The organism is Streptococcus sp. 27098_8_73 (genome assembly GCF_041432495.1).
In the GTDB taxonomy this organism is placed as follows: Bacteria; Bacillota; Bacilli; order Lactobacillales; family Streptococcaceae; genus Streptococcus.
Map to the genome: position 1 here is coordinate 53,309 of NZ_JAPVZT010000010.1, position 14,092 is coordinate 67,400.

Below are 14,092 nucleotides of genomic sequence, written 5' to 3' on the forward strand. Positions count from 1 at the left end.
TTTAAATGCCAATATTTTTATCTTTGCACTAGATAAGCAATCAGTGCGATGATCCAGAGATGGGCTGGGTAAAAGACATAGAAGAAATACTTGCCCCACTTGCCATTATAGCCTCGCTCGCCATTATAGAGATGGAGGAAGGGCAAGACGGTAATAAAGGCCCAGTCTGAATTGTAGAGCATCATCGAAATGGTGGCTCCCATGGTGGGGTAAATTTCAATGCTCAGACAGAAGAGCAGAAAAGCTAAGACCATGTAAGAAAAAGTTCTGAGAGCAGGCTGATTGCGGAAGATATAGCTAATCAGCATCAAAGGAATAATGGTCATGCCTCCTTCTGTCAAAAAAACTCCTGCCAAACCAATTAAGACTGCCGCTCCAATCTGCAAATAGCGCTTCTCATCCATAATCTTTTCACTATTTTTGGAAAGACCAAATACAAGATTAAGCACCAGAACGCCACAGGCTAAGCTGAGAAAGATATTATTCTCAAGATGAATCCCCTTGCTATGAAAGAGCATGGTCAAGATGGTATTGCCCAGCTGCATGATAGCCGCCCAGATAAACAAGCGTGCATTGTAGGCCAAGCGGTTGCGCGTATGCAGAAAACCTTCTACTGCGCTAAAAGCAAACCAAGCAGCTACACAGCGAGTCAGCAGGTGGAAAATCCCGTCCCAGCCCGTCGGCAAAAGCCCTGGAATCTTACCAATATGATCAAAAACCATTAAAAAGGCCATGAAAAGCTTGAGTTGGAAAGCATTTAATCCTCTTGTTTTCATTTCATATCTCCTTGTCTTCTTTATACATCTATCTTACAAAAAAAGAAAGGTCGGTACCATAACCTAACCTTTCAATTTCACTGGCCAACCTTACAAATTTGTAAGAATGCCTTATTCAAATATCATCTTCTTCTCTGAAAAACTAATCATGACAGTTGTTCCATGTCCAACTTGAGAAGCGATGCTAATTTGATGCCCCAGCTCATCTGCAATTTTCTTGGACAGATAAAGTCCCAAGCCAGACGACTGCTGAGTCAAACGACCATTATAGCCCGAAAAACCTCGCTCGAAAACCCGCAGCAAATCCGCATCTTGAATCCCCAGACCGCTGTCTTTGATATAAAGCGCATCCTCCTGAAAATAAATCTCAATCCCGCCTTGACTGGTGTATTTCAGACTATTTGACAGCACTTGCTCCAAAATAACGACGAACCATTTCCTGTCTGTGATGATGCTTCGGCCCAGATCATGTAGATTGAGGCTCAAGCCCTTTTGGATAAAGAAAATCGCATACTTCTTGACAATCTCCTTGACCAAATCTTCAAGATTTTCCTTTTTCAAGACCAAATCCTCGTGGAAACTCTCCAAACGAAGATACTGCAAGACGATATTGACATAGGACTCGATCTTGAAAAGTTCTTGCTCCAGCTGATTCTTGACCTTCTTGTCCTCAATCTCTCCGACCAGCAATGAACTAGCCGCAATAGGCGTCTTGATCTGATGGGCCCAGAGCGTATAGTAGTCCATCAGGTCATTTAGCTTCTCCCTCTCCTCAATCGCACGGTTCTTCTTGTCCATTTCCAAAAGAGCCAATTTCTCAAAAAGGAGAACCTCTAAGGCTGTCTGAGGCCGACCTGAGGCATAAAAGAGCTGGTTACGGTATTCCTTATAGGCACTAGCTAGATCCATTCCCAAGAAAAAGCTAGCAAGGAGAAAGGCTAAGAGCAGCTGATACTCTAGCAGGCTGCGCCCATCCTCGAAAATAAAGGCAAACATCCCCATAATTGAAAATACAATCAGCAAGAGCAACAAGATGAAGCGACGGGAATACAAATGATGCTTCAAAAAGAAAAATTTATCCTGCATGTCCATTGGTCAAACCGTACCCTATCCCTTTTTTCGTCTCAATGAAATGCTTCAGACCGTGCTCTTCCAGCTTCTTGCGCAGGCGGGCAACATTGACGGACAAGGTATTGTCATCAATAAAGAAATCACTGTTCCAGAGCTCCTTCATCAAGTCATCACGCGCCACAATGCTGCCAGAATGCTCAAAGAGCACCCGCAAAATCTGAAATTCATTCTTGGTCAGTGTCACAAGCTCACCCTCATAGACCAAATCCATGGATTTGAGATTTAAAATCACGCCCTGATATTCCAAAAGGCTTTGATCCGTCCCAAACTCATACGAACGCCGCAGCAACCCTTGAACCTTGGCCAAAAAGACATTATTATCAAAGGGCTTGGTCACATAGTCATCTGCGCCCATATTAATGGCCATGACGATATCCATGGACTGGTCGCGCGAAGACAGAAACATAATCGGTACCGTCGAAATTTTCCGAATTTCTTGGCACCAATGGTAGCCGTTAAATAGGGGCAGGCCAATATCCATCAGCACCAGCTGAGGCTCCTCCTTGACAAAGGTTGTCAAAACCTGCATGAAATCCTCAATCGCCACAACCTGATAGCCCCATTGCTCCAGCATCTTTTTGATCATTTGACGGATAACCGCATCATCCTCGACCAGTAAAATCTTGTGCATTCCATTTCCTCACTCATTTTTCTTACTGCTATTATATCAAATTCTCCCTTAAATCACAGAGACTTTTTTCGTTTAAAACTCACCTAATTTTCAGAAAGTTTCAAGAAAACATTCAAGAAGTATTGACAAAGACAAAGTAAAAAGATAAAATAACACTGCATTCAGAATTGTCTGAAAATTCATTTTTTATAATAAGGAGATTATTATGCTAGAACAAACTCAGACATCTACCTGGCAGTCTAAACTGAAAGCCCTAGGTCCTGGGATCCTCATGGCCTCTGCTGCTGTTGGTGGCTCTCACATTGTTTCCTCTGCTCAAGCGGGCGCCAAGTATGGCTGGGCCTTGATGGGACTGGTCATCTTGGCCAACCTCTTCAAATATCCCTTCTTTCGCTTCGGTGCTGAGTACACCTTAGAAACTGGTCACAGCTTGGTTGAAGGCTATGCCCAAAAAGGAAAAGTCTACTTGGGCATCTTCTTCGTTTTAAATGTCTTCTCCGCCTTGGTCAATACAGCAGGAGTCGGAATTCTCTGTGCTGCCATTATCGCCAGCGCCTTTCCAAACGCCCTTGGACTCAGCATTACTCAATGGTCTCTGATCCTCATCATCCTGATCTGGGCAATGCTACTCTTTGGTGGCTACAAGTTCCTCGATGGCCTTGCCAAATGGATCATGTCCGCTCTAACCTTTGCAACTGTTATTGCGGTCATCGTTGCCATTATCAAGCATCCTGAGTACGGGGCAGACTTCGTTGAAAAGACCCCTTGGCAAATGGCTGCCTTGCCTTTCATCGTTTCTCTAATGGGATGGATGCCAGCTCCAATCGAGATTTCAGCAATCAATTCCCTCTGGACTGCTGAGAAAGGAAAATCTGTCAATATCTCTGTCACCGACGGACTCTTTGACTTTAACGTTGGCTATATTGGTACAGCCATTCTGGCCATCTTCTTCGTCGCTATGGGGGCTCTCATCCAGTATCCAACTGGTCAAGCAGTTCAAGATGCTGGTGCTGCCTACATCCAGCAATTCGTTGGGATGTACGCATCTGTTCTTGGCGACTGGTCACGGATTCTGATCACATTCATTGCCTTTCTCTGTATCTTCGGTACCGTTATTACCGTTATCGATGGCTATTCCCGTGTAAATGCTGAATCCCTACGCCTCCTTCTCAATGAAGAGAAGACTTCTCAAAAAACTCTGCATATCTGGATGACCGCTACAGCTATTATCGGTGGCGTTATCATCTACTTCTTCCAAGGTAGTGTGGCTCTCATGCTTCGTTTTGCCATGATTGCTTCCTTCCTGACTACTCCATTTTTTGCCCTTCTAAACTATCTCCTCGTTACGAGCGAGAATAAACATCTGAGCAAATGGCTAAAAGGTCTTTCCATCCTTGGTTTGATCTTCCTCTTTGGCTTTGCCTTATTCTTTATCTACGCCATCCTCATCGGTAAGGCTTACTAAATCAAAAGAGCTGGAAATACTGAAGGATATCTTCAGGTTTCCGCTCTTTTCTTTTTTCCTTCCTAACAATCTGCGTCCACTTATGCTATACTGGAAGAAGATAGAATATTGGAGATAAATATGGGAATAATTTTTGATTACCTAGACCAAGTAGCTTACGACAGTATCTACGACACCCCCTTTAATGAACTGGATATGCTGATGCTAACGGAGATAACTTATCTGCCTTTTGACCAGATTGTGTCTGACCAGATGTCCCCTGATTGTACTTGCCGCTTGTTTGAAGCTGCTGAAAAAGCGCCCCAAGATTTGTCCATGTTGGTGACTAAAAATCGGTTGAAACTTTTAGAAAAGGTAGCCAGCTCAACCCGCTTCAAAAACATTAAGCTCATGGGCTATGTTAATGATATTGATTCTGATGTCCAAAAGCAATTTGCAGCCATGATTTTCAAAATCAAGCCCGATAGCTATGTCCTGACCTTCCGCGGAACCGATGATTCCATTATCGGCTGGAAAGAGGACTTCCACATGACCTATATGGATCAGGTCCCAGCTCAAAAAACGGCGGTCAATTATCTGCGAAAAGCCATGGATGCTCTGCCTGGGCAGTTCATCCTGACGGGCCACTCGAAGGGCGGCAACTTAGCTTCCTACGCTGCTAGTCAGATCGAGCCAGAGTATCAAGAGCGCATTCAGAGCATTTACAGCTATGATGCTCCTGGACTGAATCACTCGGTCATCACCAGTCAAGGCTACCAGACTATTTCAGACAAGATAAAGCGCTACATTCCGCAGGGCTCTATCGTCGGAATGATGCTCGAAACGCCCAAGCAGGCTCAGATTGTCAAAAGTACAGCTATCGGCGGTCTGGCCCAGCACGATACCTTCACTTGGCAGATCAGCGGCCAGACTTTTGTCCTACTAGATAATCTCAATCCAGAAAGCCTTCAAGTAGATAAAACTCTGAAAAACTGGGTAGATAGCGTTTCTGATGAGGAACTAAAAGACTTTTTTGACCTCTTTTTCGGTCTCATCCTAGATGCTGGTATCAGCTCCATCAATGACCTCACCAAGCTGGAAAATTTCAACAAAATCCTAGCTGTTTTTGAAAATGCCAATGCTCTCACAGACCAAGAGCGGGAAATGCTGACGCGCCTCGCCAAACTACTGGTAGACATGCGCTACCAGTCTTGGAAAGACGACATGAACCTGCTGAAGCCTAGTAAACTTGTTCAAGAAGTCAAGGAAAATCTATCCGAATTCACTAAGAATCTTCCTTTCACAAGTAATGAGCCTGTTCAAACAGATGAACCCAATGAGCAATAAGCTATAAATACAGCACTTGACAACTCTCTAATATAAAAGAAAAACACTCCTGTCTAAATCTAGAAAACTAGACTCAGGAGTATTTTATTCTAACAAATAGGTTAATTTTCTAGAATTGGAAGCAGCATGTAGTATGATGGACAGGCAGTCTCTTGACAGCTTGTTTTTTCTTTGCTAGAATGTAACAAAGAATTCTACAACTAATTAGTGATAATTTTAGAAGGAAATATATTTATGAAATCTATCAATGGAATTGCCCTTATCGCTGTCAGCATGCTCCTGACCATCTATGCTTGGGCTTCAACTGGGATGACCAACTTTATCGTACCCGGTCTGGCCTTAACTACCCTCTCGCTGACCTTTTTACTTGCGACCCGGAACGCCCTATTAGAAATAGTGGGAAAATAAGGAAAAAAGCCCTTTAAAATAAGGCTTTTGAGGTAGTTTTTTATCTTTTGGTAGCTAATTTGGTAGCCAAAGAGAGTTAATCGATAAAATCACTTGATATGAGATTGAGTTTATCCGTTAATTCGGAATCAGCGTTTGGGTATAAATGGCTATAAATACTAAGAGTAGTTTTGACATCAGAATGACCTAATCGTCTTTGAATATATAGAGCATTTACGTTATATTCATTAATGAGTAATGATGCATGGGAGTGCCTTAAACCTTTTGGTTGAATGTATTTGACACCTGCACGTTTAGAGTATTTTAGAATCTGGTCTCTAATACTACGTTTACGATATGGATTTCCGTCAAGTGATAGAATGAATGGTATCTTGTCAACTTTTGCTTGTCGTTCTTTCCATTCCTTAAGTACGTTTAGAGTATTATCATCAAGTCCAATGGTTCGTCTGGAGCTTTCAGTTTTTAGTTTGTTACGCCGAACCCAATTTTCACGGTTTATGTACTGTAAGTTGTGATTGATTGCTAGAGTTTTCTTTTCAAAATCTACATCTTCCCAATAAAGAGCAGTCGCCTCATTTACACGCATTCCCGTAAAATAATATAGCCAAAAAAGTGTATAAACAAAGTGCTCAAAATAACTCTTTTTATCAAGTGATTGTATTACTTTTTGGAACTCGTCTTTTGTCCAAAAATCTATATGTTTTTTTATGATTGGAATTGGACTGATATTACTTGTGGGAATTTCATGAAAAATCAACCCATATTTTTTCGCAGTTTTCAAAACTTGATTAAGCAATGTCATCTTGTTTCTTGCATATGAATTTGAATATCTCTCTAATAAACTGTTTCTATAATTAATCACATCATAAGTAGTAATTTCTCTAGGTTTTTTCTTACCAAAGTATTGAATAAATTCATCGAATATAACTTGACGTCTGTGTTCGAGATCCGGACTTGTTGTAGCGTAATAATTTGGCATAAAAACTTCTTCCATAAACTGCTTAAAAGTCCATTGAGTATGCTTAATTCCTCCTTTTTGTTGTATCTTATTCAAGGCTCTTGTACGTGCTTCAAAGGCTTCTTTTGCGGTTTGAAAACCACGTCTACGTTCTTGATAAGGTTTACCAGTAGCTAGGTCAACTCCAGCTTTAAAATAATAAGTATATTTGCCAGTCTTATCATCTTTCGTAACACCGGTATATCTAGTTTTTGACATGTAGTTCCTCCAATCCAAGTATCTCTGCTACAACTGATACTGGAACTGTTCCAAGTCCTTTATTATTATAAAAATCGAATCCACGTTCAACCATAATATGTTTTGCTTGCCGTAAAATATTATAAGCAGTCCATTTTGAAAACCCTAAGTCCATAATTTCTTGTACTGTCATAGTTAGTTTATCGTTCATAAGTCAATTTCTCCTTTACTAGTAAGTTCTAGGAATTCTCCTATTAATTGTTTGAGTTCATTATTTAATCGTGGGGTTTGTTCTTTAAGTGCATCTTGTAGTTCTAAAGAAAATGAGCTACTATCAAATGCTTTTAGGTGTTTTCTAAGTCTGGTCTTTTTCACTCTAATAGTGTTAGGTTTCAGGTAGGGGAATAATTCGGGTAAGAGTGCTGGTTCATGAAGAAAACTATAGGCAAATGCTTTGCTATCATCTGGAACACATGAAAGACTAAAAAAGCTAAAATTCTCCAATCGTTTAGAAATCTCTGAAATGGTTTCCTCGTTTATAGCCTTTGTTCGTAGTTGGAACTCTAACCGCCACCAAAAGGGTTTGTTTTCTATATCTAATTTATCAGCTCTTTTGTGACTTAGTACCTCTATATTCTTATCGTACAAACGTACTTGAACGTTGCTACCACTTGCACCCCAGTATTTACTTTCTATATTTCCCCCTCTACCGTAGAATATTTTATGACTAACCCCTCCTTTGATATGTTGTAAAAAAACTATTTCTGGCCTATTAAAGATATCAAAAGCAAGATCTAATCGTGACAGTCTAATTTCTAATCGATTTAATCGAGCGTAATTCATAATCTGCCTCCACACTTGTAACCCCTCAAATTCTTTTAGTGAGTTTGGGTTGAAGTCTAGGCGTATGACTTGATAACCACCATAATCCGATAGTTGAAAGAAAATTAGATTTATACTATCTTCGTTTATCGTTTTATAAAGAGTAAAATAGTCTTCTCTTAGATTTTCTTGAATACTAAATTCTTGAATTATATTATCGAGTGATTTTCGTAATTCACGAAATATTCGTCTAAGTGATTGATTTTCACTATCAAAGATTACTGTTAATCGGTCAATACTGATATAAATAGATTTTTCTAATTCTGATAAATCTACTTTATTTTGATTTTCTCGTAGAGATTGAATGGTATTTTTCAATGTAACGCCTCCTTTCTATGCTTAAAATCTGCGTAATTCGTTGCTACTATTGATTTTTGCCAATGGCTCGTTACTTAGGACGTTGCCTTAAGTGTATCGGATTGCTGGCTGTTAGAAACGCCAGCTTTTTCTTAGAGATTGAGAGAACTGCGTGCTTCGGGCGCATTGCCTTCGGCTTGCGCCCTTGCCCTTGTCTCACAATCTCTAAACTAGGCGAATGGTAGAAGTAAGTATTGCCAATTTTTATGACATTTACTGTGTAGAAGTCGTAATATCCTTAGCGTAGTCAAATTTCGCTTCATGTGGACTTTTTATTACCATTTTGGTATAATCATATTGGTTTTAAACGAAAGCCTCAGAATGCTTTGCAGAGCTTTCTGGGGTGTTTTTTCATATTCATAAGTGGACTAGTATTGCCTACAAAGTATATTTCTTATTTATATAACCAAAATGGTTATATAATCATAATACAACCATTTTGGTTATAGGTCAATAGAAAAGCGAAAGGAATTTTAAAATGTTGAAAGACAATATAAAAAAAGCCCGTCTGAACGTAGGACTTACTCAATCAGAAGTTGCTGAAAAGTTAGGTGTAGCTCAAGCCCAGTACGCTAGGTGGGAAAATGGAGGGAGAAACCCGAAAGATGAAACAGTAGAAAAATTAGCTGAAATCTTTGGTACGTCTTTTGAGATTTTAAAAGGACGTGATGACGGACTAGAAGAAATTGTTAGTTTATTGAGAGAGTATGAATTGACAGAAACAGATAAAAACAAAATTATTAAAACTTTAAAGGATTTATTACATAAATAAATCAAAATAATGTGGTAGTTGGAGAGCACAAAGTGAATAATATCCGAGAACAAAAAAAGCAAGCTAAAGAATTTATTAAACGCTGGGAAAATCGTAAATGAAAGACAAGATAGTCAGTCATTTTGGCTTGATTTGCTCCAATCTGTTTATTGAATTGATAAATGAGAAGATTAAAGCGTTGTAGGAAAATAGATATTTTATGAGGAGGCGAGGCAACTTGAAAGAATATATTGCGAGTTTAGAAAAAGAGTTTTCTTTGATAGAAAATGGTTTCAAAGAGGAAGAGAAAAGAGCCTTAACTGATTATAAAGCTAATGATAATGAATATGCTAAGAATTTGGCATTTTTAGCATATAAATCTGATACCTATCAAGTAAGAATGTACGGTGTATTTCTTTTTGGATATTTATCAGAACAAGCTGATATTTTAGCATTTATGAGAGATGAAGTTTCCAAGGATGACAATTGGAGAGTTCAGGAAGTATTGGCAAAGGCATTTGATGAATTTTGCAAGAAAATAGGATATGAAAAAGCACTTCCAATAATTGATGAATGGTTAAAAAACAATAATCCTAATACAAGGAGAGCAGTTACAGAGGGGTTAAGAATATGGACAAGTAGACCATATTTCAAAGATAATCCGAATGAAGCTATTGAAAGAATTGCAAACTTAAAAGAAGATGCAAGCGAATATGTGAGAAAATCTGTTGGAAATGCTTTAAGGGACATTAGTAAGAAATTTCCAGAGTTGATTAAAATTGAGCTTGATAGCTGGAAATTAGAAAGTAAAAAGATACAACAGGTTTACAAATTGGCAAGTAAATTGATTGTATGACAAATTTGAATTTGTGGAGGTTTTCTATGAAGTATGAAGAAATTAAATTAAATATTTCAAATGATAAAATTAGCAATTACAAAGTATTTAAAGGGATGAAGCTGTATTCTGAAATATTTAAATCCGAAGATGAAAAGAAGTTAATAAATAAAAGAGTATTTGTAACTCCAAAAGGAAACTATGTTTATTATGAAAGGACAGATATAAATTGGAACTATTGGTCAGATAAAACAAGATATGATTCGAGTTTTGAATTAAGTGATATAAAACATAATATAGTATTTGAAGTATCAACAGAATTGACTAAGTTTACAAAATATTTAGGAGAAGAAGTAGTCAAAAAAATTATGTTTAAAGAAAAAAATGGAGAAATAGTAGAAGTACTGGATATTTAGTACATCTTGAACTCCCTATTTATTAGATTAAGTAAATTTGGAATTTTCGATTGATGATGATTGGAGAAGACTAGGATAACTAATTGAAAGGTGTTGTGTATACTATACTTTAAGGGATTGGTCTATTTTGGTAGCTTTTTGGTAGCCAAACAGTCAAAGGATTGGAATTTCATAAAATACATTACAAAAAGAATGTTGATTTATCAGCATTCTTTTTCATTCCAAATGGTTTCTCGGAATTAGAAAAATGGTTCAATGGCATCGAAAAGATGTACGCCTATCATAAGTTTACAGCTATCTTTTCCGTCGTCCTACTTGCTCTCCACAATGTTGCTATGGGCGGTAGTCTCTGGGGATCTCATCTGGCAGCCCAGATCGGGAACGTCGGCATCTATCTCTTTGTCAGTATTGTTCTGGTGGCCTATCTCGGCAAGCGCATCAAATATGAGGCTTGGCGCTGGATTCACCGCTTTGTCTATCTGGCCTATATCTTTGGTCTCTTCCACGCTTATATGCTAATGGGCGGTCGACTCCTAACACCGACCTTACTAGGTTTCGTAGTCGGATTCTACGCTATCATAGGTTTAGCTTCCGGTTTTTACATCATCTTCCTCTATCAAAGTTTGGCCTTTCGCCATCTGGGAAAAATCATGCAGGTCAAACGCCTAAACCACGATACCCTGGAGTTGAAGATCCAACTCAGTCAAAAGCTAGACTATCAGTATGGGCAGTTTGCCTTTGTCAAGATTTTCCAAGAAGGATTTGAACAAGCGCCGCACCCTTTCTCTATCTCTGGCGGCCATGACAATATCGTCTACTTTACCATCAAGAATTCAGGAGACCACACTAAGAAAGTGTATGACAACATTCAAGAAGGAACCAAGGTCACCATTGACCGAGCTTATGGTCACATGATTCTTGACCAAGGGCAGGAAAAACAAATCTGGATTGCTGGTGGAATTGGTATTACACCCTTCATCTCCTATATCCGCGAAAATCCTAATCTGAATCGTCCAGTCAGCTTCTACTATGCTTATACCGGAGCAGAAAATGCTGTTTACCTAGACCTACTCAAGGACTATGCAGCCAAGAATCCGCAGCTTGACCTTCACTTGGTCGATAGCAAGGTCTTTGGCTATTTGGACTTCAAAAATTATCCTCTGGACAACCAAACCACCGTCTTCATGTGTGGCCCTGTCAAGATGATGGATAAACTAGCCGACGAATTTAAAAAGACCAGTCCTAAAGCAGATCTGGTCTATGAAGGATTTAAGTTTAAATAAAAATTGGCATATCTTAGAACAATTATACAACACTGCCTCCTTATCCTCATTGCCATCAAATCGCTAGCCTAAACGATCTAGGAACTTCTAAATAAGCTAGATGAAAAGCAACTCAGTGAAGAATCTTCTTTTCTAATCTTATTACAGCAAAAGAGTTTGGGACAAAAAGATTTCAATTTTTAAAAATCTTAATTATTAAGCCCTTCAAATCTATAATTAAATGCGAAAAGCGAACAAAGTAGAATTCTGATTACCAGAAAACTAGTTTTGTTCGCTTTTTATATTTGAGGTCGGACTTTTGTCCCAGCCTCTTTTCATTAAATGAGATAGACAACAATATTAGCAATTAAAAGCATAAGCTACAAATGTCTCTACCCAATCAAACTTCCATTTGGGACTTTCTCGTCCACAGTTAGGAGAGTCAGTTGGTCGCCGTGCTCGGCTGATAGAATCATACCTTGGCTGATGCGGCCCATCATTTTGCGCGGCTTGAGGTTGGCTACGATTTGGACTTTCTTACCGACTAGTTCTTGCTCGTTTGGATAGTATTTGGCAATACCAGAAAGGATTTGGCGGTCTTCGCCGTCTCCTGCATCCAAGCGGAATTGGAGCAGCTTATCAGAGCCTTCAACCTTAGAAACTTCTTTGACTTCTGCGACACGGATTTCCACCTTATCGAAGTCGTCAAACTTGATTTCTTTGCGGTTAAGTTTGAGCTCGACTTCTTCTGGCTTCCATTCTTTTTCAACCGCAGGTTTGTTGCCTTCCATTTGTTCTTTGATATAGGCAATTTCTTCTTCCATATCGAGACGAGGGAAGATTGGTGTCCCTTTATCTACAACTGTCAGGCCTGCTGGGAGCTGGTCAATTGCTAGGCTTTCCAACGAAACTGCTTGAGGCAAGCCGAGTTGACTGAGGACAGCCTTGCTGGTTTCCATCATGAAAGGTTCAATCAAGTGCGCCACAACACGCAGACTCGCTGCCAAGTGGCTCATGACTGCTCCCAATTCTTTGACCTTAGCTTCATCCTTAGCCAGAACCCAAGGAGCGGTTTCATCGATGTATTTATTGGTGCGGGAGATGAGCGTCCAGACTGCTTCCAGCGCACGTGGGTAGTCCACTGCATCCATGTGTTTGTAGTAGTCAGCGATGGATTCAGCTGCCACCTGAGCCAAAGCTCCATCAAAGTCTGTTACATTTTCTTCATAGGCTGGCACGTGACCGTCAAAGTACTTGTTAATCATGGAAACAGTACGGTTGAGAAGGTTCCCAAGGTCGTTGGCTAGTTCGTAGTTGATACGACCAACATAATCTTCTGGCGTGAAAGTTCCATCAGATCCAACCGGAAGACTGCGCATGAGGTAATAACGCAGGGCATCCAAGCCATAGCGTTCTACCAGCATTTCAGGATAGACCACATTGCCCTTAGACTTGGACATCTTGCCATCCTTCATGACAAACCAACCGTGGCCAATCAAACGTTCTGGTAATTTCACATCCAACATCATAAGGAGGACTGGCCAGTAGATGGAGTGGAAACGAAGGATGTCTTTCCCAACCATGTGGAAGACTGTTCCGTTCCAGAACTTATCAAAGTTACCGTGCTCATCTTGACCGTAACCAAGAGCAGTCACATAGTTGAGCAGGGCATCGAACCAAACATAGACAACATGTCTTGGATTAGATGGCACAGGCACGCCCCAAGTAAAGGTTGTACGAGAAACTGCCAAATCTTCCAGGCCCGGCTCGATAAAGTTTTTCAGCATTTCATTGAGACGGCCGTCTGGCGTAATGAAGTCAGGATGAGATTTGAAAAATTCTACCAAGCGGTCTTGGTACTTGCTGAGGCGGAGGAAGTAAGACTCTTCAGAAACCCACTCCACTTCATGTCCAGATGGCGCAATCCCACCCGTTACATTTCCAGCTTCATCACGGAAAACTTCAGCCAACTGGCTTTCAGTAAAGAATTCCTCATCAGATACAGAATACCAGCCTGAATATTCACCCAAGTAGATATCATCTTGAGCTAAGAGACGTTCAAAGACATCGGCTACAACCTTTTCGTGGTAGTCATCGGTCGTCCGGATAAATTTATCGTAAGAAATATCCAAGAGCTGCCAGAGATCCTTGACCCCAACTGCCATACCATCGACGTAAGCTTGCGGGCTGATACCAGCTTCCTCCGCTTTTTGCTGGATTTTTTGACCGTGCTCATCAAGACCAGTCAAATAAAAAACATCATAGCCCATGAGACGCTTGTAGCGAGCCAAAACATCACAGGCAATGGTCGTATAGGCAGACCCGATATGGAGCTTGCCAGACGGGTAATAAATAGGTGTCGTAATATAAAACGGTTGTTTTGTAGTCATTTTTTAATCCTTTCAAGGCTAATGAAACCTTTTTTGATAACACTTCATTATATCATATTTCCTAACGATTGAAAGAGGATAACTGACATTGATTTTAGGCCTTCTTCTCTTAAAATAAATAAGGACGATAGGTTTTATTCCATAGTTTCTTTCGACGATAGTAATAGTAAAGAACAGCTCTATTCATCAAATCAGTTGAGAAACAAAACAAGCTTCTTAGTTTGTTCATAATTTTTCTCTAGGGCTATAATAAAACAGCTTGATTTA

General features: G+C 39.8%; 12 protein-coding genes and 2 pseudogenes. 7 read left to right on the top strand and 7 right to left on the bottom strand.

Going from position 1 to position 14,092, the window contains the following annotated elements:
- Nucleotides 1-17 precede the first annotated feature (17 nt).
- From O3651_RS07710 to O3651_RS07720, 3 genes are all read right to left on the bottom strand, one after another.
- The gene (locus O3651_RS07710; RefSeq protein WP_371610096.1) at nt 18-776 is read right to left on the bottom strand and encodes a TraX family protein; all 759 of its coding nucleotides are present in this window, start codon (nt 774-776) and stop codon (nt 18-20) included.
- 111 nt (nt 777-887) lie between these two features.
- Nucleotides 888-1,868 (bottom strand): sensor histidine kinase, encoded by a 981-nt coding sequence (locus O3651_RS07715; RefSeq protein WP_148888262.1) that lies wholly within the window; start codon nt 1,866-1,868, stop codon nt 888-890.
- Nucleotides 1,852-2,538, bottom strand: coding sequence for a response regulator transcription factor (locus O3651_RS07720; RefSeq protein WP_037615348.1), 687 nt, complete (start codon nt 2,536-2,538; stop codon nt 1,852-1,854). Before O3651_RS07720 ends, O3651_RS07715 begins: the two co-directional genes overlap by 17 nt.
- A gap of 205 nt (nt 2,539-2,743) precedes the next feature.
- On the opposite strand from O3651_RS07720, the gene O3651_RS07725 reads away from it, so the two are divergent.
- The 3 genes and pseudogenes from O3651_RS07725 to O3651_RS07735 form a co-directional block, all read left to right on the top strand.
- Entirely contained in the window at nt 2,744-4,003 is a 1,260-nt protein-coding gene (locus O3651_RS07725; protein WP_005590976.1) for an NRAMP family divalent metal transporter, read from the top strand.
- A gap of 120 nt (nt 4,004-4,123) precedes the next feature.
- Nucleotides 4,124-5,329, top strand: a complete 1,206-nt coding sequence (locus tag O3651_RS07730) for a DUF2974 domain-containing protein (protein WP_371610097.1) — start codon at nt 4,124-4,126, stop codon at nt 5,327-5,329.
- 234 nt (nt 5,330-5,563) lie between these two features.
- Nucleotides 5,564-5,722: pseudogene (locus tag O3651_RS07735) on the top strand (oxidoreductase); the annotation flags it as partial.
- Nucleotides 5,723-5,813: 91 nt separating this feature from the next.
- Here the strand turns inward: O3651_RS07735 and O3651_RS07740 are convergent.
- Genes O3651_RS07740 through O3651_RS07750 form a run of 3 tightly spaced genes read right to left on the bottom strand, consistent with a single transcriptional unit; the run spans nt 5,814 to nt 8,132 of the window.
- Nucleotides 5,814-6,953, bottom strand: coding sequence for a tyrosine-type recombinase/integrase (locus tag O3651_RS07740; RefSeq protein ID WP_371610098.1), 1,140 nt, complete (start codon nt 6,951-6,953; stop codon nt 5,814-5,816).
- Complete coding sequence (locus O3651_RS07745; RefSeq protein WP_000998327.1) at nt 6,940-7,143, bottom strand: DUF3173 family protein; 204 nt, start codon at nt 7,141-7,143, stop codon at nt 6,940-6,942. Before O3651_RS07745 ends, O3651_RS07740 begins: the two co-directional genes overlap by 14 nt.
- A complete protein-coding gene (locus O3651_RS07750) occupies nt 7,140-8,132 on the bottom strand; it encodes a replication initiation protein (RefSeq protein WP_371610099.1) in 993 nt (330 codons plus the stop codon). Before O3651_RS07750 ends, O3651_RS07745 begins: the two co-directional genes overlap by 4 nt.
- A 517-nt stretch (nt 8,133-8,649) precedes the next feature.
- Between O3651_RS07750 and O3651_RS07755 the strand changes: the two genes are divergently transcribed.
- The 4 genes and pseudogenes from O3651_RS07755 to O3651_RS07770 form a co-directional block, all read left to right on the top strand.
- The gene (locus tag O3651_RS07755; protein WP_201712067.1) at nt 8,650-8,943 is read left to right on the top strand and encodes a helix-turn-helix transcriptional regulator; all 294 of its coding nucleotides are present in this window, start codon (nt 8,650-8,652) and stop codon (nt 8,941-8,943) included.
- A gap of 217 nt (nt 8,944-9,160) precedes the next feature.
- Complete coding sequence (locus O3651_RS07760; protein ID WP_049533341.1) at nt 9,161-9,778, top strand: DNA alkylation repair protein; 618 nt, start codon at nt 9,161-9,163, stop codon at nt 9,776-9,778.
- 26 nt (nt 9,779-9,804) lie between these two features.
- Complete coding sequence (locus tag O3651_RS07765; RefSeq protein ID WP_003042548.1) at nt 9,805-10,173, top strand: EXLDI protein; 369 nt, start codon at nt 9,805-9,807, stop codon at nt 10,171-10,173.
- Between the two features lie 236 nt (nt 10,174-10,409).
- A pseudogene (locus O3651_RS07770) lies at nt 10,410-11,456 on the top strand (oxidoreductase); the annotation flags it as partial.
- Nucleotides 11,457-11,827: 371 nt separating this feature from the next.
- On the opposite strand, the gene metG reads toward O3651_RS07770, so the two are convergent.
- A complete protein-coding gene (gene metG / locus O3651_RS07775; RefSeq protein WP_371610100.1) occupies nt 11,828-13,825 on the bottom strand; it encodes a methionine--tRNA ligase in 1,998 nt (665 codons plus the stop codon).
- Nucleotides 13,826-14,092 lie beyond the last annotated feature (267 nt).